The following is a 25,170-nucleotide window of genomic DNA, read 5'->3' as shown; positions in this document are numbered from 1 at the left end:
ACGACCGCGTTCACCTGGCAACCGCGGTGACGACGCCGTAAATCGTGCCATCCCGGATGCCACCCCGGAGCGACCCCCGGCGACAACCGCAACCCACGCCGGTGACCACGGACCCCGCCGCGAGGGATGTCAGTGGTCGTCCCAGTGGTCGTCGTGTTCCGCGTGCCGGTGTCCGTCGTGTACGTAGTCCACATGGTCCCGGTGCGGCACCGCGACGTGGCCGCAGCCCTCGCCGTGGCGGTGGGCGTGGTCGGTGTGCGGCCGGTGCGCGCCGGCCTCGCACTCGTCCACATGGTCGCCGTGGACCTGGTGGAGATGGCCGTCGTGCGCGTAGTCCACGTGGTCGTCGTGCGGTACGGCCACATGGCCGCAGCCGGCGCCGTGCCGGTGCGTGTGGTCGGCGTGAGGAGCGTGTGCGGTGGTCATGGCTCTGGCTCTCTCCGATCTCGCTCTGCATACCCGGCGGTGCCTCCCCTACGGGAGACACCGCCTGGGCGGACAGCTCCCCCAACGACGTTTCGCGGGCCGCGTCACCTCCGGCGTGCCATTCGGGTGCACGCCCTCACCCGCGCCCGCGCACCACCCCGATATCCGTGCATACCGGCACAGGACGGGGCGTGCGGGCGCGGCGTGCTGATTTGACAGGGCGTCAGCGGCGTAGCTAGACATAGCGACATGACATTCATTTCCAAAAGGAGTCGCTAGCCGTGCGTGTCGCGTTCGTCGGCAAGGGGGGCAGCGGCAAGACGACTCTGTCCGCTCTCTTCGCCAGCCATCTGGCGCGCTCACGCGCTCCGGTCGTCGCCATCGACGGCGACATCAACCAGCATCTCGCCGAGGCCCTCTCCCCCGGCGGCGGCGGGGCCTTCACCGCTCCGCCGCTGAGTTCGGGCATCGGCGAGATCAAGGACCATCTGCGCGGCGACAACCCGCGTATCGCCTCACGGGAGGCGATGATCAAGACCACTCCGCCCGGCCGGGGTTCGCGGCTGCTGCGGCTGCTCGGCGACGATCCCGTACACAGCCGGCACGTCCAGAGCGTCGGCGGGGTGCCGCTGATGGTGACCGGGGTGTTCGACGAGAGCGATCTCGGGGTGTCCTGCTACCACTCCAAGCTCGGCGCTGTTGAGCTGTACCTGAACCATCTCTCCGACGGTCCCGGCGAGTACGTGGTCGTCGACATGACCGCGGGGGCCGACGCGTTCGCCTCCGGGCTGTTCACCCGGTTCGACATGACCTTCCTGGTGGCCGAGCCCACCCGTAAGGGTGTCTCCGTCTACCGCCAGTACCGGGACCACGCACGGGAGTTCGGGATCGCGATCGGCGTCGTCGGCAACAAGGTCACCGGCGAGGACGACCTGCTCTTCCTCAAGGAACACGTCGGGGACGACCTGGTCGCCCACTGCTCGCACTCCCCCTGGGTACGGGCCCAGGAGCAGGGCCGTACGGACGGGGAGATCGAACCGCACAACCTGCTCACGCTGGACCGGCTCCGGGCGGTGGTCGACGCCCGCCCCAAGGACTGGGACACCTTCCGGCGCCACGCCGTCGAGTTCCACCTGCGCAACGCCGCCGCCTGGGCCGACCGGGCCACCGGCACCGACCTCGCGGGACAGATCGATCCCGCGTTCACCATGACCGGCCCCCTCACCGAAAAGGACGCCTGACCCATGTCACTCGATGTCTCCCCCGAACTGCTCTCCGACGCCGAGAACGGCCGGATCCGCGAAGCGGACTTCGTCTCAACCGTCCGCACCTCGCTGCCGTACGCCTACGACCTCATCGCCGGCTTGACGGTCGAACTCCGCGAGAACGACATCGAGTTCGCCGACAACCAGACTCCGCCGCCCTCCGAGCGCGAGCGCGGCCAGCTTCTGCGCGCCCTGGCCAGCGACGCCATCCGGGGCAGCCTCGAACGCCACTTCGGCGTCACACTGGCCTTCATGAACTGCCACCGGGTGGCGGTCTTCCGCCCTCAGGACCAGGGCGGTACGACCCACACCCGGTTCACGTCGCTGCGCTCGCAGATCCTCAACCAGTCACCGGAGTTCCGCGACTGCTGATCCGCTTCCCACCCCGGCGGTGAGGACGCCCGCCCCGCGCGCGTCCACGCCAAGGTTCTGGTGGATCTCCAGGGTCGCAGTGGAGCGGTTGAGGGTGATGTAGTGCAGGCCGGGAGCGCCCTCGGCGAGCAGCCGCTCAGCCATGGCCGTCGCGTACTCGACGCCGATACGGTGCCCTTCGGCCGGGTTGCCCTCGGCCGCTTCGAGGCGGCGGGCCAAGTCGTCGGGGAAGCGCGCGTTGCTGAGTTCGGCGAAGCGGCGGATCTGCCGCGCGTCGGTGGCGGGCATGATCTCCGGGATGATCGGTGTCGTGCATCCCGTGGCCGCGATCCGGTCACGGAGCCGCAGGTAGTCGTCCACGTGGAAGAACATCTGCGTGATGGCGTAGTCGGCGCCGGCCCGGCACTTGGCCACGAAGTGCCGTACGTCGCTGTCCCAGTCGGCCGAGCGCGGGTGGCGTTCGGGGAAGGCCGCCACGCCGACGGTGAAGTCGCCCAACTCCCTGATGAGGGTGACGAGTTCACCGGCCTGGGCGAGGCCCTGGGGGTGGCGGGTCCACTCGCCGCGCGGATCGCCCGGCGGGTCGCCGCGCAGCGCGAGGACGTCGCGGATGCCGGCGTCGGCGTACTGGCCGATGATGTGCCGCAGTTCGGTGACCGAGTGGCCCACCGCGGTGAGGTGGGCGACGGGGCGCAGGGTGGTCTCGGCCGCGATGCGCTTGGTCACGTCGATCGTCCGGTCACGCGACGAGCCGCCGGCTCCGTAGGTGACGGACACGAAGGACGGCGCGAGCGCCTCGATACGGCGGATCGCGTTCCAGAGGGTGCGCTCACCCGCCTCCGTCTTCGGCGGGAAGAACTCGAAGGAGAACGAGCGCCGGCCGTCGGCCAGCAAGGCACGCAGGCCGGGCCGGCGATCGTCGGGACGGTCTGCGGTCTCTGCCGCCATGGCAGGGGTCCTTCCTGGAGTGCTCCGGTCCGTCCTGAGGTGCGACGGAGGCGCGGGGGACAGTCCGCACACAGTAGCGGCGAAGAGCCACCCCGTTGGGGGTGCTGTCCGCATTTCGGTCACCCGGGGCGGAGGCGGCGGGGACGGGCGCGTCCGTCCGCGCCTCCCCCTCCATCGGACACGCCCTGTAGTTTCTACGGCGTGACACAACCGGAAAGCGCCGCCGGCCTCACCGGGGTGCCCCAGACACTGCTGTGGAATCTGCACCAGCGCGCCTTCGCCGCGCGGCAGCCGTCCCCGGTGCTCAGCGATCCCAAGGCCGTCGAACTCGTCGACACCGCGGGCTACCCCTTCGACGAGACGTTCGGGCCGCCGAGCCCCTTCCTCGCGCAGGGCCAGGCTCTGCGCGTACGGAGTTTCGACACCGTGGTGCGGAACTTCCTCGCCGGGCATCCGGAGGGCACCGTCGTCGCTCTGGGCGAGGGACTGGAGACCCAGTTCTGGCGGGTGGACAACGGCCGGATGAACTGGCTGACCGTCGAACTGCCGGAGACGGCGGCGGTGCGGCGCCGTCTGCTGCCCGACGGCCCCCGGCGCCGTACCGTCGCCCGCTCGGTCCTCGATCCGGCGTGGACCGAGGAGGTCGACACCTCACGCGGTGTGCTGGTCACCGCCCAGGGGCTGCTGATGTATCTGCGGCCCTCCGAGGTCAGGCGAGTGATCTCCACCTGCGCCGAGCACTTCCCCGGCGGGTCGCTCGTCTTCGACGCCGTCCCCCGGTGGTTCAGCGCCCGCACGGTCAGCGGCCGGATGACCACCCCGTCGGGGTACACACCGCCCCCCATGCCCTGGGGCATGAACGCGAGCGAGGTGGCGAAAGTGCGCGAGGCACACCCGGACATCACCGACGTACGCGAGGTGCCGCTGCCGCGCGGCAGGGGCGTGTACTACGGCGTCCTGCACCCGCTCGCCCGGCATGTTCCCGGCGTGCGCGACCTCCGTCCGACGATGACGGTGCTGGCCAGGTTCGCCTGATCGCCGGCAGGTCGTTGTCAGCGGTGGATGCCACGCTGTCCCCATGGCGACCTACGTACTGATCCATGGAGCGGGCTCGGGCAGTTGGGACTGGCACCGGGTGGCGCCGCTGCTGCGCGCGCGGGGTCATGACGTCGTCGCCCCCGATCTGCCGTGCGACGACGACGGCGCCGGGCTGCGGGAGTACAGCGATGCGGTGGTGGAGGCGATCGGGGACCGGAAGGACCTCGTGGTGGTGGCGCATTCGCTGGGCGGGTTCACCGCGCCGCTGGTCGCCGCCCGGGTGCCGGTGGATCTGCTGGTCCTCGTGACGGCGATGGTGCCGCTCCCCGGCGAGTCGCCGGGTGAGTGGTGGGAGGCCACCGGACAGCCGGAGGCCAGGGCGCGGCAGGACGCGCGGGAAGGGCGGACCCCCGGCGCGCCGCTCGATCCGCTGGTGACGTTCCTGCACGACGTGGAGCCGGAGATCGCGGCGGAGGCGGTACGGCGCGAGCGCGGCCAGTCGGGCACCCCGTTCGGTAAGCCGTGGCCGCTCGACGCCTGGCCGGGGACACCGACCGCTTTCGTGCTCTGCCGTCAGGACCGCTTCTTCCCGGCCGATTTCATGCGCCGGCTCGTCACGACGCGGCTCGGCATCACGCCCGAGGAGATCGACAGCGGCCATATGCCGGCGCTCAGCAGCCCGGAGACGCTGGTCGACGTGGTCGAGGGCCGGAGGCGGGCTCTGACTTGAGGGCCCCGGCTCCGGAGGCTCGGCTCAGGGGCCAGGCTCAGGGCTTGGCTGTCGCGCGGCGCGCCGCCCACGCCAGCGCGCCCAGCGCCGTGCCGGCCGCCACCGCCGACACGGGGCCGAGGTGGTGGGAGAGCCACTGCTGCGGGTCCCGGTCGTGCGCCCGGCCGCCGAACATGCCGTGGGCGCCGTGGTCGTGACCGTCGGCGCCGTCGGCGGGGTGCCAGAGGTTGTGCGGGCGGTACGGGTCCTCCGGCTCCGAGGTCTGCTGCGAGTCGACGCCCGTACGGGCCAGATAGCGGTCGAGCAGGCCCGGGGCGACCTTGTTGGCGAGGATCGTCGCCGCCGTGCTCGTACCGACGTAGTACTGCTTGCGGCCCGGGTGGTCCGCCGCGTACAGCACGGCGCGTGCAGCGAGTTCGGGCTGGTAGATCGGTGGTACGGGCTGAGGGCGCCTCGGCAGCCTGGAGAGGACCCAGGAGAACTGCGGGGTGTTGACGGCCGGCATCTGCGCGACGGTGATCCGTACGGCGCTGCCTCGGTTCATCAGCTCCGTACGGACCGAGGAGGTGAAGCCGTTGACGGCGTGTTTGGCACCGCAGTACGCGGACTGGAGCGGGATCGAGCGGTCGCCGAGCGCGGAGCCGACCTGCACGATCGTGCCGTGGTCGGCGGGCAGCATCCGCTTCAGGGCGCTCCTGGTGCCGTTGACGTACCCCAGATAGGTGACCTGGGTGACGCGCTCGTACTCCTCGGCCGTGATGTCGGTGAACGGGGCGAAGACCGAGGCGAAGGCCACGTTGACCCATACGTCGATCGGTCCGAACGCCTCCTCGGCGGCCTCGGCCGCCGCCTCGGCCTGGAGGTGGTCGGCCATGTCGGTGGGCACGGCGAGCGGGGTGCCACCCGCGTCCTCCACGTCGTGCGCCGCTCCTTCGAGGCCCGCCTGCCCCCGGGCCACCAGGACGACATTCGCGCCGCGCTCGGCGAAGGCCCGGGCGGTGGCACGGCCGATGCCGCCGGTCGCTCCGGTGATGACGACGGTCTGGGGCTGGGGCATGGGGTCCTCTCTCGGCGGTGCGTTCTCGTCGTTCTACGCGGTGCGGTAGCGCTCGGCGTGCTCGCGCCTGAGGACCAGGCCGAGTCCGGGGGCTCCTGAGACTCCTGGGGTGACGCGTCCGCCCGCCGGGTCGAGGACGCCCTCGAAGAAGTCACTCTCGATGCGGACGTGGTCGTGGAACCACTCCACATGGCGGATGTTGGGCACGGCCGCCGCGACATGGGCGTGTACATGGGGCGCGTGGTGGCCCGAGATCTCCAGGCCGTGGCTCTGCGCGACGGCGGCGGCGCGCAGCCAGCCGGTGACACCGCCGCAGCGGGTGGCGTCCGCCTGAAGGCAGTCGACGGCGCCCGCGTCGGCCATACGGGCGAAGTAGGGCAGGTCGTAGCCGTACTCCCCGGCGGTGACCTCGGTCGTGACGGCGTCACGGACCCCCCGGAGACCGGGCAGGTCGGCGGCGGGAACCGGCTCCTCGAACCAGCTCACGCCGTAGTCCTCGAACGCGTCCGCCATCATGACGGCCTGTTTGCGGCTGTAGGCCCCGTCGGCGTCCACATACAGCTCACGCTCGTCGCCGATGACGGCCCGTGCCCTGCGGATCCGGTCGAGGTCGGTGTCGGGCGCGCCGCCCCACGACTCGCCGATCTTGATCTTGACGCGCGGGATGTCCTGCTCCTGGGTCCAGCCGCGCAGTTGGTCCTCCAGCTCGCGGGGGGTGTACGTGGTGAATCCGCCGCTGCCGTACACCGGCACATCGGGGCGCGCGGCTCCGATGAGGTGGACCAGCGGCAGGCCGAGCAGGCGCGCCTTGAGGTCCCACAGGGCGATGTCGACGGCGGAGAGAGCACCGGCGGCGAGGCCCTGGCGCCCGGCGTCGCGCAGGGCGCGGCTCATCGCCTCGTTGGCCGCCGGGACGTCGTAGGCGCTGAGTCCGGTCACGATTCCGGCGAGCGCGCCGGTGATCACCTGGCCGGTGGCGGCCTGCCCGTAGGTCCAGCCGAGGCCGGTGACATCTCCCGAGACGGCCTCGACCAGGATCATCGTCGTTGAGTCCCACTCCAGCGTGCCGTCGGCCTCGGGCACCTCGGTGGGCACGGTGTACACGGACACGCCGACACGGTCGACGGCCGGCGCGTCGTCCGCCGTACGGTTCGCTCTCCCCGGAGGGCTCATCCGTCCTCCCCCGCTTCCGGCGCGCCGCCGTGCCGCCGCCCGGGCAGGAAGTCCTGGATCTTGGCCTTCACGCCCTGCCGGACCATGCCGGCCCGGTCGCTGTCGCCGTACAGCACCGACCACGCCGCCGCTTCCGCCTGTTCCAGGGTGGCGTGCGGGGGGATCGGCGGTACGGCGGGGTCGGTCCGGAAGTCGATGACGTACGGCCGGTCGCTGCTCAGCGCGAGCCGCCACGCCTCGTCGACCTCGTCGGGCTTCTCGACCCGGACGCCGCCGAGGCCGAGGGAGCGGGCGAAGTCGGCGTACCGCACATCGGGCAGCGCCTGCGAGGGCTCGAACTGCGGCGCGCCTTCCAGCGCGCGCATCTCCCAGGTGACCTGGTTCAGGTCCTTGTTGTTGAGTACGGCCACCACCAGACGCGGATCGCTCCAGTCCTGCCAGTACTTGGCGGCGGTGATCAGCTCGGCCATTCCGTTCATCTGCATGGCGCCGTCGCCGACGAGCGCGATCGCCGGCCGGTCGGGGTGCGCGAACTTCGCGCCGATCACGTACGGCACACCGGGGCCCATCGTCGCGAGCGTCCCGGACAGCGAGCCGCGCATGTCGCCGCGCAGCCGCAGGTGGCGGGCGTACCAGTTGGCCGACGACCCCGAGTCGGCGGCCAGGATCACATCGTCGGGGAGCTGGGCGTCGAGGGCGTGGACGACGTACTCCGGGTTGATCGGCTCGGCTCCGACACTCGCGCGCCGTTCCATCACCTCCCACCAGCGGGAGACGTTCTCCTCGACGGTCTTGCGCCAGCCTGCGGCCTTCTTGTGCTTGATCAGCGGCAGGAGCTGCCGCAGGGTCTCGGCAGCGTCACCGACGAGGTTGACCTCGAAGGGGTAGCGCAGGCCGATCAGCGAGGGGTCGATGTCGATCTGTACGGCCCGCGCCGCGCCGAAGGCGGGCAGGAACTGGCTGTACGGGAAGCTCGACCCGACAACGAGCAGCGTGTCGCAGTCGCGCATCAGCTCGTACGAGGGGCGGGTGCCGAGCAGGCCGATCGACCCGGTCACATAGGGCAGGTCGTCGGGCAGCGCGTCCTTCCCGAGCAACGCCTTCGCCACACCGGCGCCAAGGGTCTCGGCCACCTGGATCACCTGCTCGCGTGCGCCGCGCGCGCCCTGCCCGATGAGCATGGCGACCTTCTCGCCCGCGTTGAGCACCTCGGCGGCCCGCCGGATGTCGTCAGGGGGCGGTACCGGAAGGGAGGTGCTCATGCCGAGGCTGGAGGGGACCATCTTGAACGCATGGGTGGGCGCGGTGTATTCAAGATCCTGTACGTCCGACGGGATGATCACCGCGGTGACCGTGCGGCGCGCGTACGCCGTCCTGATCGCCCTGTCCAGCACATTGGGCAGTTGCTCGGGCACGGTGACCATCTCGCAGAACTCGGAGGCCACGTCCTTGTAGAGGCTGAGCAGATCGACCTCCTGCTGGTACGAGCCGCCCATGGCGCTGCGTGCCGTCTGGCCGACGATCGCGACGACCGGGACATGGTCGAGCTTCGCGTCGTACAGGCCGTTGAGCAGGTGGATGGCGCCGGGGCCGGAGGTCGCCACGCAGACTCCGACCTTGCCGGAGAACTTGGCGTATCCGACGGCTTCGAAAGCGGCCATCTCCTCGTGCCTGGCCTGGATGAACCTGGGTTTGTCGCCTGCGCGTCCCCAGGCGGCCAGCAGACCGTTGATCCCATCACCCGGATAGGCGAAGACGTGCTCGACGCCCCACTCGCCCAGCCGCCGCAGAACGTGGTCGGCCACTTTCATCGACATGGAACTCCTCCGCACCGCTTGGTCGTGCCGGCCGCGCGCGGACGCCGGACGGTCGCATGACCGGATAACCGGGGAGCGCCGGGGGAAACGCGTGCGACGGCACGGTTCTCGCCGGAGCGGTCGTGGTGGTTCGGCGTGGTTGTCGCTACCCACGTTCGCGAGGGCGGAGGTCCCGGCGCAAGGCGAAGGGGGCCAGTCGGCGGTTTCCCGGGTCTCGCGCGAACGTCCCCGGGTCCCACTGGAACGCGGGCCCGTCCGGGGCGGGGTGACGTCAGGGGCCGGTGGTGGCCCGTATCGCCTGGCTCGACACCGGTCAGGGGCGCTATGAGACTTGTCGTATGCGGCTCCACACCTACACCAACCCGCGGCAGGGAAGCACCTACGAGGATCTGCTCACCACGGCCGGGGCCGCCGACGACCTGGGCTTCGACGGGTTCTTCCCCGCGCCGGCGGAGATCGGACCGCGGCGCGAGCGGCTCCGGGCCGCCTGCGTGGAGGCCGGCGGCGACGACGCCGGCGGGCTCGGCACGAGCTGGATGACGCGGAACGGCCTGTTCGCCGCCGAGGGCATCAGCAGGCTCTGCGTGCGGACCCCTCAGCAGTTCGACATCGACCACCTGGAGTACTTCAGCCGGCAGACGGCGCATCAGTTGGACGCATCCGCCCGTTAGGAGCCGTGTCGAGCCGCCGGTCGCCCAGCCCGCCGGTCGCTCAGCGGTGGTGGCTCTCCGCCAGGGAACTCAGAGCGTCGACCGTGGACTGGTCCGGCTGGTCGATGACGGCCTTCGACTCGTCGACGAGGCCGGTCAGGCGGGCCACCTCGGCGTCGGTCAGGTTCTCGGCGATCTCGGCCGCCGCGACGTTGGCGCGCAGGTGGTCGGGGTTCGACGTGCCGGGGATGACGACCATGGCCGGAGACCGGCGCAGCAGCCAGGCCAGCGCCACCTGGGCCGGCGTCGCGCCGAGGCGCTCCGCGGGGCCCTTCAGCTCGTCGTAGCCGGCGAGCTTCCCGGAGGCCAGCGGGAAGTAGGGGACGAACATGATGCCCTGCGCCTCACAGTCGGCGAGAACGTGGACGCCGCTGCGGTCGAGCAGGTTGAAGCGGTTCTGCACGGCCGCGATCGGGGTCATCCTCTGCGCGCGGGCCAGCATCTCCGGCGAGGCACCGGACAGACCGATGCGGCGGATGAGCCCCTGGTCGCGCAGCTCGACGAGCACGCCGAGCGATTCCTCCAGGGGCACCTCGGTCCCCGGTGCCGGACCGTCGCCGTCGAGCCGCAGATACGTCAGCTCGCTCACCTCCGTGCCCAGATCGGCCAGCGCCTCGTGGACCTGCCGGCGAACCGTGTCCGGGTGGTCGGTGATGATCCAGGACCCGTCGGGGCCGCGCCCGGCGCCGACCTTGTTGCCGACCATCACCTCATCGGGGAACGGCCGCAGCGCCTCCCCGATCAGCCGGTTCACCGTACGTGGCCCGTACGCGTTCGCCGTGTCGAAGAACGTGACTCCCAGCTCGACCGCCAGGCGCAGCACCCGCCGCGCCGACTCGGGGTCGTCCGGCGGCCCCCATACGTTCGGCCCGGCGAGCTGCATGGCTCCGTACCCGAGACGGTTCATTGTCTTCTCCCTCGCTGTGTCACTCTTGCCGTATCACTGCCACACTGAACCGCGTAGCAGTGCCTGTTTCAGTGATACGCCGAATGCCGTAGCATTGCAACCGTGGACGACGCGAAGACCCGTACCCGGCGGCAGATCCTCGAAGTGGCGGCAGGCATCCTCGAACGGGAGGGCGCCCAGGCGGTCTCCACCCGCTCGGTCGCCGCGGCGGCCGGCATCCGTGCCGCCTCCCTCTACCAGCTCTTCGGCGACAAGGACGGCCTCCTCGCGGCCCTGGCCATCCACGCCTTCGACATCTATCTGGCCGAGAAGCAGGCGCTGAAGCACACCGACGATCCGGTCGACGACATGCGCCGCGGCTGGGACATGCACGTCGACTTCGGCCTGCGCCACCCCTCCTTCTATCTGCTGATGTATGGCACCGATCGCCCCGGCCGCCGCCCGCCCGCCGCCGAGGAGGCCCACGGCCTGCTGCTGAAGTTCCTCGACCGCACTGCCGCCGCCGGCCGCCTCCGGGTCCCGTCCACCCTTGCCGCCCATCTCACCCTGGCCGCCATCACCGGCGTCACCCTCTCGTTGATCGGCGCGCCCGCCGAGGACCGCGACCCGGAGATCTCCGCGAGAATGCGCGACACCCTCATCGACTCGCTCACCACGGACCCGCCCTCGGCCACGGACCCCGGCCTCGGCCCCCGGGCGCTCGCCCTCGACGCCGCCCTCACGGCCGCCGACGGAGCCGCCCTCCCGCTCCGCCCGACGGAGACCGCCCTCCTCCGCGACTGGCTCAACCGGCTCGCGCGCCGACCCGAACGGTCGCGCGGAGCGGCGTACCCGGCGGCCCGTCAGCGGCCCGTCAGGCGCCGGGCGCCCGGGGCGTGTCGGACCGCTGACGGGCCGCCGTACGCTCCAGTCGAACGTTCCCCGAGCCGTCTCCTGCGGGGCGCGAGGAACTCCATCACCGCACCGGCTCCCCGACGACGGCCGAAGCGGTGCCGAAGCTCCGCCGAAGTCCCCCCACCCGCCCGGCACATGGGAATCTGTTGACCCACGACGGACGCGAGGAGACAGCATGAGCGAGCATCCCACCGGCACCGGGTCCCACCTCGGCCTCACCGGCTGGACCTGGCTCAACCCGCCCAGCCACCGGCCCCCGGAGGGCGAATCACTGGAGATCACGACCGACCCGGACACCGACTTCTGGGTGACCACCCACTACGGCTTCGTACGGGACACCGCGCACGCGCTGCTGCGGCCGGTCCCCGACCGTTTCCGGATGGGGGTCACGTTCTCCGGGGAGTACCGGGAGCAGTACGACCAGGCCGGGCTGCTGCTCCGGATCGACGAGAAGAACTGGATCAAGACGGGGATCGAGTACGTCGACGGCCAGCAGCAGCTCAGCGCCGTGGTCACCCGGGAGGTGTCCGACTGGAGCGTCGTACCGCTCGCCCAGGTGACCGGCGACCCGTCGGCGGTGACCGTGGAGCTACGGCGTGAGGGCGACACCGTCACCGTGCTGTACGGCGTCGGGGGCACCGAGCCGGTGACCCTGCTGCGTCTCGCGTACTTCCCGCCCGGGGTCGCGGCGAAGGCGGGGCCGATGTGCGCCTCGCCCGACGGGAAGGGCTTCACGACCCGGTTCACCTCACTGCGGCTCACCCTCGACTGAGCCCGGAACGCGCGCGGCGCGCCGCTGGACCATGAGGCGCCCCGCGATGTTGTCATTGACTACAATGTATACGGCGACTACATTCGAGGTATGGGCACTTCATCGCACACCTCCCCCTGGACGCTCGCCGACCTCCCGCCCCAGAGGGGACGGACCGTCCTGATCACCGGCGCCGGCAGCGGCATCGGGCTGGAGACCACACGTGCGCTGGCCTCGGCAGGGGCACATGTCGTCCTGGCGGTCCGGAACACCGACGGCGCGCGCGAGGCGGTCGCCGGGGTGCCGGGCAGCACCGAGGTGCTGCCGCTCGACCTGGCCGACCTCGCCTCGGTCCGCCGGTTCGCCGGGGCGTGGGACCGGCCGCTCGACATCCTGATCAACAACGCCGGGGTGGCCAACATCCCGCTGCGCCGTACGGCGGACGGCTTCGAACCGCACCTGGGCACCAACCACCTGGGCCATTTCGCGCTGACCAATCTGCTGCTGCCCCGGGTCACCGACCGGGTGGTCACCGTCGCCTCCAACGCGCACAAGCAGGCCGTCCTCGACCTCGACGACCCGAACTGGGAGCGCCGCCCCTACCGCGCCTCGGCGGCCTACGGGCAGTCGAAGCTCGCCAACCTGCTGTTCACGCTGGAACTCCAGCGGCGCCTTGCCGGAGCGGGATCCCCGCTGCTGGCCGTCGCCGCCCATCCGGGCGCGGCCTCGACCGGCCTCAACCGGCACCTGGGGCCGGCGATGAGCCTCGTCGCCTCCACCGTGGGGCGGCTCATCTCGCAGAGCGGCCCGGCGGGCGCGCTGCTGACGCTCTTCGCCGCGACTCAGGATCTCGCGGGCGCGAGTTACGTCGGCCCCGACGGGCGCGGCGAGCAGCGCGGCCATCCGGTGCCGGTGGGGCGGAGCGCGGCGGCGCGGGACGAAGCACTGGCCGGGAAGCTGTGGGAGCTGTCGGAGCGGCTCACCTCGACGTCCTTCCCTCTCTGACTCGATCGGACGGACTGACCGGATCTGACGTACGGAGCGTGATGAGCGCCGTGCGCCCGGTGCCCTCCAGCGTCAGGTGGGCGCCCCGTCCTCCCTCCCCCGGCGTGAGCAGGACCGCGTCGTACGGTTCGAGCGCCGCGCCCGCCGCCGTCACCTCGCCCTCCAGCGCCACGACCAGAACGACCGCCCCGGCCGGTACGGGGACCTCGCGCTCGCCCCGTACGACCGCGACCGTCGCCGAAGCGCGGTCGCGGTGGTACATGACGTTGAGGTTGACCACGGGTCCTGCGAGCAGCTCGCAGTCGGTGGGCAGGTCGCCGGGAAAGTCCCGCGGGACATGGCGGGCGCCGATGTGCCGGAGCCGGCCGCCGACGTCAAGGTCCATGCCCGCACCCTCGACCACGGTCAGAATCCGGTCGGCGCCGGGGAACACGGAGAACGGCCCGTCCCGGGAGACCTCGGCGAGGCTGACCCGCCAGTCGAAGCCGTCCGTGCCGGCGTCGCGGGGATACGCGGCGATCTCGCGGGTCGTTCCGCCGCCGTTCTTCCACAGCACGGCGGCACGCTCCCCCGCACGCAGGAGACGCACACCGGGCGGGTCGTCCGGACCGGGTTCTCGCATCGTACGGCTCCCTCAGTAGTCGGCGAACTCGTCGATCAGCAGCTCGGCATGGGCGATCTCGCCGCTCAGCGGGTGGTCCTCCCGGATCAGCGGCAGCCGCAGGGCGGCTCGTTCGAAGGCCCGCGCCACCGGCGCCGCCGGCAGGTCCACCTCGCCGAGCCGCAGCGCGCGCACCGCCCCCAGCAGTTCGCAGGCGAGGACCGTACGGTACGCGCCGACCGCCGCCGAGGTGCTGCGCGCCGCCTGGGTGGAGAAGCTGGCATGGTCCTCCAGGCCGCGTGAGATCACAGCGGTGCCCAGCGTCACCGAGGCGGAGGCGTGCCGCAGTTCGGCGAGCGCGTCGTGGGCGACGTACTCGAGGATCATGATCCCGGAGCTGCCCGCGGGACCGCTGGCCAGGAACGGGGAGAGTCCGGTCAGCTCCGGCTCGACCAAGTCGCTGAGACGGGCCGCCGAGAGCTCCGCCACGTGGTGCAGCGCGGCGCGCAGCCCGTCCAGGGCCAGGGCGAGATACGCGGTGGAGAAGTGACCGTGGTGGTAGACCTGCTCCCCCTCGATGTCTATCAGCGGGTTCTCGGCGGCCGCGTTGATGTCGATCGCCAGCACTTTTTCCAGGGCGTCGGCCGCGTCCAGCGCCGGACCGTGGACCTGCGGGAAGGCCCGCAGCCCGAACGGGTCCTGGAGCCTGCGCCCGGCCGGCGGCTCGCCGTCGGGCATCAGGATGCGCCGCATCTCGGCGGCGCAGTGGACCGAGCCGTGGTGCGGCCTGGCGGCGTGCACCACTTCGGAGAACGCCTCGGGTGAGCCGCCGAGCGCGCAGTAGGACAGCGAGGCGATCACATGGCTGGCCCGCAGCAGCCTGCGCAGGTCGTGCCAGGCCAGCAGCGATTCGGCCAGGGTCACGGCGTTGCTGGAGATGAACGCCAGCGCGTCGCCGGGGCTGATCGGCACCGGGTCCAGGTGGCCGACGGCCCAGGGCCGTTCCCCCGCCAGAGTCAGCCCGATCTCGGCGAGCGCGCTGAGATCGCCGGTGCCGATGGCGCCCTTGGAGTGCACCAGCGGTACGCCGCCGACCCGCAGCGCCGCCTCCAGCGCCTGGAGCAGCCTCGGATGCACTCCGCTGCCCGCCGCGGCGAGCTGGTTGAGGCGTACGACCAGTGCGGCGCGCACCACGGTGTCCGGCAGCGGGTCCCCGGTGCCGCCCGCGTGGCTGCGGAGCAGGCGCAGCCCGTGCCGGTCGGCGGCGTCGGGGTCGACGACCTCGTGGCGGTTGGCCCCGACGCCGGTGGTACGTCCGTAGACGGCCCGCTTCGCGCCGGTGTCCCGGGCGATGTCGTAGGCTTTCGCGGCTCGTCCGACCGCGGCGTCCTCCAGTTCGACGGAGGCGCTGCGCCGGGCGACCCGTACGACGTCGGCGCACCGCAGACCTGTTCCGGAGATACGGATTCGGCTGCTGTCCGGCATGGTCTCCCTCCCTATTGACAAGCATCCATTCATCTCTGAAGCTGCATGAAACTCTTTATTCAACGAGTTGGCAAGGGCGGACCGTCAACACGGTCTCCCATCCGGACGGTTCGTGCCCGCTGCCCACAACCAGGGTGCGGCGAACGGCCGGACGACTCGTCGACGCGCAGGTCACACCCCTGCCGTCACCTGCGGGCCGTCGCCCGTAGGCCGTCATCCTTATGCCGTCCCTCCCCACTGCCCGGATGCCGCGAGCGAGGCGGCACATCCCCCCATCGGAGAACATCGCGGACCATGCCAGATCAAAGGATCACCTCATCCGCCGGGGAGCCGGCGCTCGTGGAGCCGGCCGGGGGCGCCCCGGAACCCGTCGCGAGCAGCAGCTTCGACGACGTACCGCTCAACCGCTTCCACCTCAGAATCACCGCGCTGACCTTCGGTGCGAACTTCTCCGACGGCTACCAGCTCGGGATCATCGGCATCGCGCTGACGCTGATCGCCCCGCAGATGGGGCTCGGCTCGTTCTGGCAGGGGCTGATCGGGGCGTCCGCGCTGATCGGGGTGTTCGCCGGGAGCATCGTCACCGGATGGGCCGCCGACCGGATCGGCCGGCAGCGGCTGTACATGCTGGACTTCCTGCTGATCGCGGTGGCCTCGCTGGCGCAGTTCTTCATCCAGGGGCCCGGTGAACTGTTCGTCCTGCGGCTGCTGATCGGCTTCGGCATAGGCGCCGACTACGCGCTCGGCCCGACGCTGGTCGCCGAGTTCGTGCCACGCCGCCACCGGGGCGCACTGCTGGCCTCGCTGACGGTGCTGTGGACCGTGGGCTATGTGGCGGCCTTCTTCTTCGGCACGTACCTGGCCGACATGGGCGGCGACGTCTGGCGGTGGCTGCTGGCCAGCAGCGCGCTGCCCGCGATCGTGGTGCTGCTGCTGCGCATCGGGACCCCGGAGTCCCCGAGATGGCTGGTCAGCAAGGGCCGGCTGACCGAGGCGCGTCATGTGGTGGCGCGTTTCATCGGGGAGCAGGTCGACTTCGACGCGTTCGCCGCCCAGCACACCGACCAGCGACGGGCCGCCTACCGTGAGCTGTTCGGGGCCAGGCACTGGCGGAACACCGCGTTCGGAGTGCTGTTCTACAACTGCCAGGTGATCCCGTACTTCGCCATCTACACCTTCCTGCCGCTGGTGCTGGTCAAGGTGAAGCTGAACGGGAGCGGGTTCATGAGCGACGCCCTGCTCAACGTTTTCCTGCTGCTCGGCGGCATCGGCGGGCTGTGGCTGATCGCCAGGATCTCCCGGCGCCGCCTGACGATCGGCTCGTTCGTCGTGCTGGCGCTGTCGCTGGGGCCGATCGCCCTGTGGCCGGGCGCACCCGCCGTACTGCTGTTCCCGCTGTTCCTGGTGTTCACCTTCACGATGTCGGCGGCCTCCAACCTCGATCAGGTCTATCCGCCCGAGCTGTTCCCCACCGAGCTGCGCAGTTCCGGTGTCGGGCTGCTGAACGGGATGAGCCGGATCGGGTCGGCGGCCGGCACCTTCCTGCTGCCGGTCAGCCTGGACGGGCTGGGCTTCGCCGGCACCATGACGGCGCTCACCGCGATCCTGGTCGTCGGCGCCGTGATCTCGGTGGCCTGGGCGCCGGAGACGAAGAATCTGGCCCTCGACTGACGACGCGGCACCGCGGCGGCGGGCACCCGGACCGAAGCCTGAGGGGCTGGGGGTCCGGGTGTCCGCCACCGATGCCGCGTCTCCCTGCTAAGCGGCGGGCGCCGCTGTCCCGGAACCCGCGGCCGGGGCCGCGATCCGGATCCGCGCCTGCTCGGTGACACCGTTCACCGTCACAGCGAGGGTGACGGTGCCGGACCTCAGCGCGGTGAGACTGCCGGTGACGGGGTCGAAGACCGCGGTATGACGGTGTTTCGCCCCGGCCAGGTCGCCGATCCGCAGATTCGGCGAGCCGGTCCAGTCGGCGCTGAGCGGGAACGCCACGGGGATCCTCCGCTCCCCCTGGGTGACGGTCGCCGTGACCTTCACCGCGTGGCCGGGCACCAGGGCCGCCGGCGCGTCCAGCGTCAGCGCGTCGGTGTGCGCCCGGGTCTGTACGGAGACCCAGTCGGGCCCGCCCTCCCAGGGCCGCGCCCGCGCCGCGCTCCGCTCACCCCCGGAGACCTGGTCCACGCCGACCAGGGACCAGCCGGTGAAGCCGCCCTGGTCCACCGGGGCCGAGGGCGCCTTGCCGGAGTTGCCGTTCACCAGATACGGCACCCCGTCGACGTGAGAGGCGTCGAAGACGCCCACATGACCGCCGATGAGGCCCGCGCCCTTGCCGGTCGTACGCCGGAAGTCGGACAGCCACTGCTCGACGAGCGCCGCCTCCTTGCGGTCGCCCAGTTCGCTGGCCTTCTGGACGGTCGGGTCGCGGGGCGGTACGTGCTCGATGAGCATCACCGAGCCGACCCGGTCGTCCCTGGCCGCGGCGTCCAACTGCGCGCGCAGCTCCTGGATCTGGTCGAAGCCACCGCCGCGCAGGGTCAGGCTGGAGGTGTCGAGGGTGATGAAGCGGGTCCCCCGGTGGTCGAAGACCTGGTGCGCCGGGCCGAATTCGGCGGTGAATTCGGCGATGCCGCCGCCCATCACCTCATGGTTGCCCGGCACGTAGTACCAGGGCACCGAGTCGCCCAACTCCTGTTCGAGGACCTGGTGCGCGAAGGCGAGGTCGGCGGGCGAGCCCTCGTCCACGAGGTCGCCGTCGACGACCACGAAGTCGGGCTTCGCCGCCTTGATCTCACGCAGGGTGCGGCGCGCCTGCGCCACGATCGCGCTGTCCGGGTCGCGCGCCACGAACTGCGCGTCGGACATCACGGCGAAGCGCCAGTCCCTGCCCTCGGTCCGCGCGGCGGTCGCGATCAGCGGGTCGGCCGCGCGCGGGCGCACCGGCAGATCCACGGTCGGCGGCACCTGCGCCGTCAGATCGTCGATCTGAATGCCGCCGGTGTACTGCTTGGTCGCCGCCGTCTCCGCGAGGTAGAAGCGGTACACGCTGAGCGGCATCGCCGCCCCCGGCGGGACCGTGAACGTCACCTGCTGCCAGCCTGTCCAGGTGATGTAGGGACCGCGCAGGAGCTGGTCCGTACCGGCCGCGTCCTTCAGATGCAGGGTCGGCCAGGCTCCGTTGCCGTCGCCCTTGATCCAGAGTTTGAAGGACTGCGGCTGCCCCGGCACGGCGATCCGCGCCGGCGGAGTCGCGTACGCGGCGCGGGTGGCCGTCGACTGGGTGAAGTCGTACGACAGGGTGAGCCCGGTTCCGGTGTGGCTGTCCGGTGCCGGGGCGACGGATCCGCTCGCGCGTGCCTGGCTGAAGGTCCAGGAAGCGGCGTCGTCGAATCCGGAGACCTGCTGTTCTTCGAGGCCGACACTGACCGCGAGCGCGGTGGTGACACCGCCCGCCTCGGCGGTGATCTCCCCGGCGCCGCTGCCGCCCAGGGACTTCACGGTGAAGGAGCCCTGGCCGTCGTCGGTGACGGTGAAGAGCGAGTGGTCGTAGTCGAGCCGCACATCGCGGGGTTCGACGGGTGCGCTGGTGCCGTGGGCGTCGAGTCCGACGATCCCGAACGTGCCGGTCGCCGCCGCGTCGGCGAGGCCGACGCGCTGCGTGGTCGGCTGGATTCCGGCGAGTTCTCCGAGGACCGTGACCTGGGTGCTGCCGTGGGCGGCACCGCGTTCCGCCGTCACGTCCGTGGAACCGCTGTCCCGCGCGGTGAACAGGCCGTGGTCGTCGACCCGGCCCACGGAGGAGTGCCCGGTCCGCCAGTGCGGAGCGCCGGCGGCGGGCCCGTACGTCTCGTCGTAACCGGCGGCGGTGAGCTGCCTGGACAAGCCGGGGAAGACCCGCTCGGGGTGGCCGCCCTTGACGGGGTCGACGGTCGGGGCGTTCAGCGCCGGCGTACGCGGCTGGACCCAGAAGCCCCTGAGGCGGCCGCTGCCGTCGGGTGCTGTGAGGGCGAGGCCGTTGGGGACCGTACGCTCGCTGCCGTCCGACGGGCTGTTCTCCACCCGCAGGGCGTCGCTGCCGGGGGCGCGGGCGACCAGCGTCGACGAGCCTCCGCCGTCGAGGTTGACCGAGCTGTACGAGCCGGCCTTCTTCATCATCAGGCCCAGCTCGGTGAGGGTGACCCCGCCGCTGTCGGCCTGCCTGCCGTCGACGGTGAGCACCTGCATGGTGCTGCCGTCGCGCGAGAACCCGACGGCGGTACGCGGCGCCGCCGTGTTGTTGCCCTCGCCCTCGTGGGACTGCGCGGCGCCGTCGACGACGAGCAGTTCCCGGCCACCGACCGCGGTGCGCGGCAGGGGTCCGCTGTCGGTACGCGGCCGGTACTCCACGCTCACCGGGTCACCGGGGCTGAGTGCCTTCAGCGCCTCGGCCCCGGCCTCCCGGCCCACGAGCACCGTGGTGCCCTCGGCGATCGCTCCCGTGCCGGGCTCGGCGGCGACCGAGACGACCTTCCCGTCCTTGACGAGCGCTTCGGCGGCCGGGGTCGCCGTGTCCACGGTGAGGGCGCGGTCGGCCTCGCCCCAGGCAGGCGTGTAGACGCCGATGCCGCCGGCGGCGATGTTCGCCGCGTTGTACGCCGTCAGCGGGAGCTGTCCCGACGGCAGGGTCACCGTGCCGTCGAAGTACAGCCGCAGGATGCGGCCGGCGTCACCGGGCCCGATGCCGATGGCCTCGTTGGCGCCGGCGGCCGGCGACTGGACGAGCCGGCCGTCCTGAATGCCGGGGCCTTCGGGCGCGCCGGTCTCGTTGATGTCGAAGAAGTCCGCGTTGATGGCGGCGACGGTGCGGCGGCCCTTGCCCGGGTCGTGCGCCGCCGCCAGTTCGGAGACCGGGCGGCGGTCGGACACCTTGCCGGACGACAGGTAGTCGGCGCGTGCGCCGGTGCCGTCGAGATCGACGGAGAGCGAGTCGACCCGCAGCCACTTGTCGGACTCGAGACGGTCGTACGAGGTGAGCCTGATGCCGGGGGCGACCGGGCGGGAACTGCTCGCCGTCTCGATGCCATCGGCGTCGGTCGCGCCCCCTTCGGCGGCGGATCTCGGTCTCCCGTTGACGCTCCCTGCCGGGGGCGGCGCGATCGGCCGGAGCACCTCGGCCGAGGTGAAGGGACGGGGGTCGGGGTTGGTGTCGGCGAGGGACGGGGAGACCGCCCCCGCCGTCAGAGCGGTCACCGCCGCGAACAGCACGACGGACCGCCGGGCAATGCCTGGGCCCACAACTTCTCCTGGAAAACGGTGGGTTACGCGTGGAGCAAGCGCTGTCAGCCGTCAGCATCGCTGTGCACGAACCAATCAACCAGAGGTTCGGGGAAACTTGAGGGAGAACACCTGGTGACACACGTGTTCAGGCCCCCCGCACGGTCCCGCTCGTGGTCCCCGGACGGCGGTGCTCAGCCGCGTCCGGGGTTCTCCTCGTCCCTGCGCAGGAGCAGCAGCGCCACGTCGTCCCCGCCGCCCTGGTCGCCGACCGCCTCGCCGAGCCGGTCGGCGAGTTTCTCCACATCGGACGGGCCCGCCCGCACTGTCTCCTTGAGCACCTCGAGCCGGTTGCCCAGGTCGGTGCCCGGCTGCTCCACCAGTCCGTCGGTGCACAGCAGCAGCGTCTCGCCGGGGCCGAGATGCCCGACGGTCACCGGATAGCTGATTCCGCCGGGTCCGGGGAAGTCCGCGGAGAGCCCGAGCGGCAGCCCGCCGGAGGTGGAGATCCACTCGCAGCTCCCGTCGGCCCGCCGCACCAGCGGGTCGAGGTGTCCGGCGCGCACGATCTGGAGGGTGCCGGTCGCCAGGTTCAGCTCCACATACGTGCAGGTGGCGAAGCGCTCGGTGTCCAGCTCGTGCAGGAAGGCGGAGGCACGTGCCATGGCCGTGGCGGGCGGGTGCCCCTCGGCCGCGTACGCCCACAGCACGATCCTGAGCTGACCCATCACCACGGCGGCGTCCGTGTCGTGTCCCTGGACGTCGCCGATCGTCAGCCCGACCCGGCCGCCGGGCAGCGGGATCACGTCGTACCAGTCGCCGCCGATGTTGCGGCCGATCCGCGCCGCGCGGTAGCGGACGGCGATGCTGGTCCGGGGCACGTCGGGGATGGACCGCGGGAGCATCGCCTGCTGGAGCCCCTGGGCGAGGTCGTGCTCCTGGTCGAAGAGCATGGCGCGCTGGAGGCTCTGGCCGATGGTGCTGCCGAGCGCGACCAGTACGTTGCGTTCCTCGTCGCTGAACTCCCCGCGCCGGGGGTAGAGGATGCCGAGCACACCGATCGGCTGCGCCTGGGCGATGAGCGGCAGGTAGGCGCCGGAGGAGAACGGGAGCGACTCCACGTACGGCCAGAACAGCGGGTACGAGGTGCGGAACTCCTCCCGGGAGGTGATGAAGAGGGGCCGTTGGGTACGCACCACCTCGCTCATCGGGTACTGGCCCTCGACGCGGGTGTACTCCAGCTCCGGTGCGAACGAATTCTGCCGCCCCTCGGCGGCGAGCCTGATCCGGCCGCCCTCGACGATGCCGAGCATCAGGCTCACGGCCCTGATGTGCCCGAGGGCCTCCTCGTCGCTCAGCACCTGGATGACGTCCTGGACGGTTCCGGCCCGCGCCAGCAGGGCTGTGGTGCGCTCGACCACGCCGGTCAGCCTGCGGCGTCCCTCGTCCACCTCGATCCGGGCCGCGGCCTCGGACAGCTCCTGGTCGGCGTTGCGCGCGATGCCGACGACGCGGTAGGCGCGTTCCTCCTCGTCGTAGCGGATGTGCGACTGGGCGTGGATCCAGCGCACGGATCCTTCGCGGTCGTAGATCCGGTAGTACATGCCGTAGCCGCCGGCCGACTCTTTGATCGCCTCCGCCAGCGCGGCCCGCAGCCGCACCACTTCGGAGCGCGGAATCCGCCGGGCGAGGCTCTCGGGGCGGCCGTCGAACTCGTCCGGGCGCAGGTCGAAGACCTCGAGCGCGGCCTGGTCGAGATGCAGCAGCCCGCGTTCGAGGTCCCAGTCGAAGCTGCCCATGTGGTTGAGCGCCAGGGTCCGGTCCGGATGGGCGGGCCAGTCGTCCGGCGGCGACACGGCAGCCGAAGGGACGCCCCGATCAGCCATGCAGCCACCCTCTCACCGATCGCCGCGTCCCACTTCCCGGGAGGGACCGGGGGAGGAAAAAGGGAGATATCGGGAGGGAACAACCGGGGTCGGTGGGCCCCGGGAGTGACGAGGAAATCGCTTCCGGTCGCGGCCCGGGCGGAGGAGACTACCTGTCTGCACGTCGAGCGCGTGTCACCGATGCGATAAGAGGCTTCGCTCTCCATGCAGAAACCCGAATCCGCTCCGCGTTCCAGTCCGCTGGACCACCACTACTCCGGGGAGCATCCGCTCCGTACCCTCGCCTATCTCTTCCGTCCCGACCGCCGCAGGCTGCTGCTCGCCGTGGCGGTCTTCTCCTTCAAGCACATACCGGTCTGGCTGCTGCCGCTGATCACGGCCAACATCATCGATGTGGTCGTGGACCACAAGCCGGTCGCCGAGCTCTGGTACAACGCCGGGGCGCTGGTCTTCGTCCTCGTACTGAACTTTCCGCTCGCCATGCTCTACGCGCGCCTGATGAGCACGAGCATCCGCCGGATGGGCCGGGAGCTGCGGTCCGCGCTCTGCCGCCGGATGCAGTACCTCTCGATCGGCTACCACGCGCGGGTCAGCGCCGGTGTCCTCCAGACCAAGGTGGTCCGGGACGTCGAAGCGGTCGAACAGATGACGCAGCAGAGCGCCGATCTGGGCCTCGGCGCGATCATGACGCTGCTCGGCGGCATGGTGGTGATCGGTTTCCGTACGCCGGTGGTGCTGCCGGTGTTCGTGGTCGTCGTACCGCTCGCCGCTCTGCTGGTGCGACGGCTGCGCTCCCGTATCCGTACGAACAACGAGGCGTTCCGGCTGGAGATCGAGCGGCTGTCGTCCCGGGTCGGCGAGATGACGACGCTCATCCCCATCACCCGCGCGCACGGTCTGGAACGCACGGCGCTGCACCGGGTCGACAACACGCTGGAGCGGGTACTGACCGCCGGATTCCGGCTCGACGTGCTCAACGGCCGGTTCGGGTCGCTGTCCTGGATCCTGCTCAACACCATGGCGGTGGGCTGTCTGACCGGCTCGGCGATCGTGGCGTACAACGGCTGGCTGGGCATTTCGGCCGGGGACGTCGTGATGATCAGCAGCTTCTTCACGGCGCTCACCACCTCCCTCATGACGCTGATGAACCTGACCCCGATCATCGCCAAGGGCCTGGAGTCGGTGCGATCGGTCGGCGAGGTGCTCCAGGCGCCCGACCTGGAGTCCAACGAGGGCAAGATGTCCGTCGCGCGTACCGAGGGGCGGATCGACTTCCAGCGGATGGGATTCACCTATCCGGAGGCCGGCGAGCCGTCGGTACGGGACTTCGACCTGACCGTGCGGCCCGGTGAGACGGTCGCCCTGGTCGGCGCCTCGGGCGCGGGCAAGTCCACGATCCTGAATCTGCTGATCGGTTTCATCCGGCCGACGGAGGGCCGGATCCTGCTCGACGGTTCCGACATGGCGGCGCTCGACCTGCGGACGTACCGGCGTTTCCTTTCGGTGGTGCCCCAGGAGTCGATCCTCTTCGAGGGGTCGATCCGGGAGAACGTCACCTACGGGCTGGAGGGCGGCGCCGACGACACGGCGCTGCGCCGGGCACTGGAGGCCGCCAACGCCACGGAGTTCATCGACCGGCTGCCGGACGGCATCGACACGGTGGTCGGCCAGCGCGGCGCCCGTCTGTCGGGCGGCCAGAAGCAGCGGCTCGCCATCGCCAGGGCGCTGATCAGGGATCCCCGCATCCTCGTGCTGGACGAGGCGACGTCGGCGCTCGACAACAAGTCGGAGGGGCTCATCCAGGACGCGCTGTCGCGGCTCGTCGAGGGCAGGACCGTGTTCGTGGTCGCGCACCGGCTGTCGACCATCCAGAACGCGGACCGCATCGTCGTGATGGACCAGGGCCGCATCATCGAGGCGGGCAATCACCACGAACTGCTCGCCCGGGGCGGGGCGTACGCGACGACACTCCAGCCGCGCCGGATCGGTTGATTCGTACGCGGGCGGCGCCCGTGCCCGGCCGGTCCGCTCCGGCCGGGCACGGGCGCCTCACTTCTGCGGCTGTGTGGTCTCCGGGCGTGTGGTCATACGGTCCACCTCACCGGTGTTCAGCGGCGGGTGCGAAAAGGTGATGTGCTCGGCGCGCAGCCCCGCCATCACGAGGTCGAGATGGCGGTGCCACGCCTCGGGACTCACCTGCCCGCTGGTCTCGATGACCCCGCGCATCCCCCAGACCACCATGGCCACATCGGTGAGGGTCAGCTCGGGGTTGACGAGGGAGGCCCGCTGCGCCTCGGCCAGCAGACGGCTCGTCACCTCCCGCAGGTGGTCCACCCTCTCGGGTCCCGCCAGCTCGCCCCAGGTCCGCGGCAGGTAGCCGCGACTGTTGGCGATGTGCCAGCCCACGGTCCGCAGGAACCTGTCGAGTCCCTGGCCCGGCGGTAGCCGTGACGCCTCGTCGGCCAGCGTGAGGAGCTTCTCGTAGAAGGCGGCCACCAGTTCGGCGATCAGGGCGTCCTTGGAGGGGAAACGCCGGTAGAGGGTCGCCGGGCCCACGCCGGCGAGCCGGGCGATGTCCTCCATGCCGGCGGCCGGGCCCTGCTCGGCGAAGGCCCGGCTCGCGGCCTTCAGAATCCGGGCGCGGTTCTCGGCGGCGTCGCGCCTGAGGGCGGGACGCCCGGCCCGCTGCCCGGCCGGGGCCTGGTCGTCCTCGTCCCGGATCATCCCGCCGTCTCCGCCGGGAAGTCCGCCGACCGGCTCACCTCGGCCCACTCCCTGGCCTCGGCGGCGCGGGTCTCGGACGACTTCTCGGCCGCCGCGACCGCGCCCGCTCCGAGGAGCAGCCGCAGCGGCGG

21 protein-coding genes are annotated in these 25,170 nt (G+C 71.4%); 10 read left to right on the top strand and 11 right to left on the bottom strand.

Features of this window, described 5'->3' with window-relative positions; translation table 11 throughout:
- Positions 1-129: 129 nt before the first annotated feature.
- Positions 130-426 carry a hypothetical protein gene (locus QR77_RS40240; RefSeq protein WP_040026850.1) on the bottom strand — a complete coding sequence of 99 codons (297 nt, stop codon included), beginning with the start codon at positions 424-426 and terminating at the stop codon, positions 130-132.
- A gap of 281 nt (positions 427-707) precedes the next feature.
- Between QR77_RS40240 and QR77_RS40235 the strand changes: the two genes are divergently transcribed.
- Positions 708-1,667: an ATP-binding protein gene (locus QR77_RS40235; RefSeq protein WP_040026849.1), complete on the top strand. Its 960-nt coding sequence runs from the start codon at positions 708-710 to the stop codon at positions 1,665-1,667.
- 3 nt (positions 1,668-1,670) lie between these two features.
- On the top strand, positions 1,671-2,063 hold the full coding sequence (locus QR77_RS40230; RefSeq protein ID WP_040026848.1) for an SCO5389 family protein: 393 nt from the start codon (positions 1,671-1,673) through the stop codon (positions 2,061-2,063).
- Here QR77_RS40230 and metF read toward each other — a convergent pair.
- Positions 2,040-3,011, bottom strand: a complete 972-nt coding sequence (metF, locus tag QR77_RS40225) for a methylenetetrahydrofolate reductase [NAD(P)H] (RefSeq protein WP_078877704.1) — start codon at positions 3,009-3,011, stop codon at positions 2,040-2,042. The two genes, QR77_RS40230 and metF, sit on opposite strands and share 24 nt — an antisense overlap.
- A 201-nt stretch (positions 3,012-3,212) precedes the next feature.
- On the opposite strand from metF, the gene QR77_RS40220 reads away from it, so the two are divergent.
- Together QR77_RS40220 and QR77_RS40215 are read left to right on the top strand one after the other, a co-directional pair.
- Positions 3,213-4,046 (top strand): class I SAM-dependent methyltransferase, encoded by an 834-nt coding sequence (locus QR77_RS40220; protein WP_040026847.1) that lies wholly within the window; start codon positions 3,213-3,215, stop codon positions 4,044-4,046.
- A gap of 43 nt (positions 4,047-4,089) precedes the next feature.
- Entirely contained in the window at positions 4,090-4,779 is a 690-nt protein-coding gene (locus tag QR77_RS40215) for an alpha/beta fold hydrolase (RefSeq protein WP_040026846.1), read from the top strand.
- A 37-nt stretch (positions 4,780-4,816) separates the two neighbouring features.
- On the opposite strand, the gene QR77_RS40210 is transcribed toward QR77_RS40215, so the two are convergent.
- The 3 genes from QR77_RS40210 to QR77_RS40200 are packed head-to-tail and all read right to left on the bottom strand — an operon-like array spanning position 4,817 to position 8,826.
- Positions 4,817-5,836, bottom strand: coding sequence for an SDR family oxidoreductase (locus tag QR77_RS40210; protein WP_040026845.1), 1,020 nt, complete (start codon positions 5,834-5,836; stop codon positions 4,817-4,819).
- A gap of 33 nt (positions 5,837-5,869) precedes the next feature.
- Positions 5,870-7,009 (bottom strand): enolase C-terminal domain-like protein, encoded by a 1,140-nt coding sequence (locus QR77_RS40205; protein ID WP_040026844.1) that lies wholly within the window; start codon positions 7,007-7,009, stop codon positions 5,870-5,872.
- Entirely contained in the window at positions 7,006-8,826 is a 1,821-nt protein-coding gene (locus tag QR77_RS40200; protein ID WP_173476409.1) for a thiamine pyrophosphate-requiring protein, read from the bottom strand. Before QR77_RS40200 ends, QR77_RS40205 begins: the two co-directional genes overlap by 4 nt.
- A 338-nt stretch (positions 8,827-9,164) precedes the next feature.
- On the opposite strand from QR77_RS40200, the gene QR77_RS40195 reads away from it, so the two are divergent.
- Positions 9,165-9,497 (top strand): hypothetical protein, encoded by a 333-nt coding sequence (locus QR77_RS40195; protein ID WP_040026843.1) that lies wholly within the window; start codon positions 9,165-9,167, stop codon positions 9,495-9,497.
- A 40-nt stretch (positions 9,498-9,537) separates the two neighbouring features.
- On the opposite strand, the gene QR77_RS40190 is transcribed toward QR77_RS40195, so the two are convergent.
- Positions 9,538-10,443 (bottom strand): aldo/keto reductase, encoded by a 906-nt coding sequence (locus QR77_RS40190; RefSeq protein WP_040026842.1) that lies wholly within the window; start codon positions 10,441-10,443, stop codon positions 9,538-9,540.
- A gap of 102 nt (positions 10,444-10,545) precedes the next feature.
- On the opposite strand from QR77_RS40190, the gene QR77_RS40185 reads away from it, so the two are divergent.
- From QR77_RS40185 to QR77_RS40175, 3 genes are all read left to right on the top strand, one after another.
- Positions 10,546-11,487 carry a TetR/AcrR family transcriptional regulator gene (locus QR77_RS40185; protein ID WP_201778869.1) on the top strand — a complete coding sequence of 314 codons (942 nt, stop codon included), beginning with the start codon at positions 10,546-10,548 and terminating at the stop codon, positions 11,485-11,487.
- Between the two features lie 25 nt (positions 11,488-11,512).
- On the top strand, positions 11,513-12,109 hold the full coding sequence (locus QR77_RS40180) for a DUF1349 domain-containing protein (RefSeq protein WP_040026841.1): 597 nt from the start codon (positions 11,513-11,515) through the stop codon (positions 12,107-12,109).
- Positions 12,110-12,199: 90 nt separating this feature from the next.
- A complete protein-coding gene (locus QR77_RS40175; RefSeq protein ID WP_040026840.1) occupies positions 12,200-13,093 on the top strand; it encodes an oxidoreductase in 894 nt (297 codons plus the stop codon).
- On the opposite strand, the gene QR77_RS40170 is transcribed toward QR77_RS40175, so the two are convergent.
- Positions 13,068-13,715 carry a HutD family protein gene (locus QR77_RS40170; protein WP_063798137.1) on the bottom strand — a complete coding sequence of 216 codons (648 nt, stop codon included), beginning with the start codon at positions 13,713-13,715 and terminating at the stop codon, positions 13,068-13,070. The two genes, QR77_RS40175 and QR77_RS40170, sit on opposite strands and share 26 nt — an antisense overlap.
- 12 nt (positions 13,716-13,727) lie before the next feature.
- The gene (locus QR77_RS40165) at positions 13,728-15,179 is read right to left on the bottom strand and encodes an aromatic amino acid ammonia-lyase (RefSeq protein WP_040026839.1); all 1,452 of its coding nucleotides are present in this window, start codon (positions 15,177-15,179) and stop codon (positions 13,728-13,730) included.
- A 294-nt stretch (positions 15,180-15,473) separates the two neighbouring features.
- Between QR77_RS40165 and QR77_RS40160 the strand changes: the two genes are divergently transcribed.
- Complete coding sequence (locus QR77_RS40160; RefSeq protein ID WP_040026838.1) at positions 15,474-16,850, top strand: MFS transporter; 1,377 nt, start codon at positions 15,474-15,476, stop codon at positions 16,848-16,850.
- Positions 16,851-16,937: 87 nt separating this feature from the next.
- Here QR77_RS40160 and QR77_RS40155 read toward each other — a convergent pair whose 3' ends face one another.
- On the bottom strand, positions 16,938-20,450 hold the full coding sequence (locus tag QR77_RS40155) for a phosphodiester glycosidase family protein (protein ID WP_040026837.1): 3,513 nt from the start codon (positions 20,448-20,450) through the stop codon (positions 16,938-16,940).
- A gap of 173 nt (positions 20,451-20,623) precedes the next feature.
- Positions 20,624-22,315, bottom strand: a complete 1,692-nt coding sequence (locus QR77_RS40150; RefSeq protein ID WP_078877703.1) for a SpoIIE family protein phosphatase — start codon at positions 22,313-22,315, stop codon at positions 20,624-20,626.
- A gap of 204 nt (positions 22,316-22,519) precedes the next feature.
- Here QR77_RS40150 and QR77_RS40145 point away from each other — a divergent pair, with 204 nt between their 5' ends.
- Positions 22,520-24,307 (top strand): ABC transporter ATP-binding protein, encoded by a 1,788-nt coding sequence (locus tag QR77_RS40145; protein WP_040026836.1) that lies wholly within the window; start codon positions 22,520-22,522, stop codon positions 24,305-24,307.
- A gap of 57 nt (positions 24,308-24,364) precedes the next feature.
- Here the strand turns inward: QR77_RS40145 and QR77_RS44580 are convergent, their stop codons facing one another.
- On the bottom strand, positions 24,365-25,039 hold the full coding sequence (locus QR77_RS44580) for a TetR/AcrR family transcriptional regulator (protein ID WP_078877702.1): 675 nt from the start codon (positions 25,037-25,039) through the stop codon (positions 24,365-24,367).
- Positions 25,040-25,170 lie beyond the last annotated feature (131 nt).

It is taken from the genome of Streptomyces sp. 150FB, from assembly GCF_000818195.1.
GTDB lineage: Bacteria > Actinomycetota > Actinomycetes > Streptomycetales > Streptomycetaceae > Streptomyces.
This window is presented reverse-complemented; position numbering and strand designations above follow the sequence as displayed.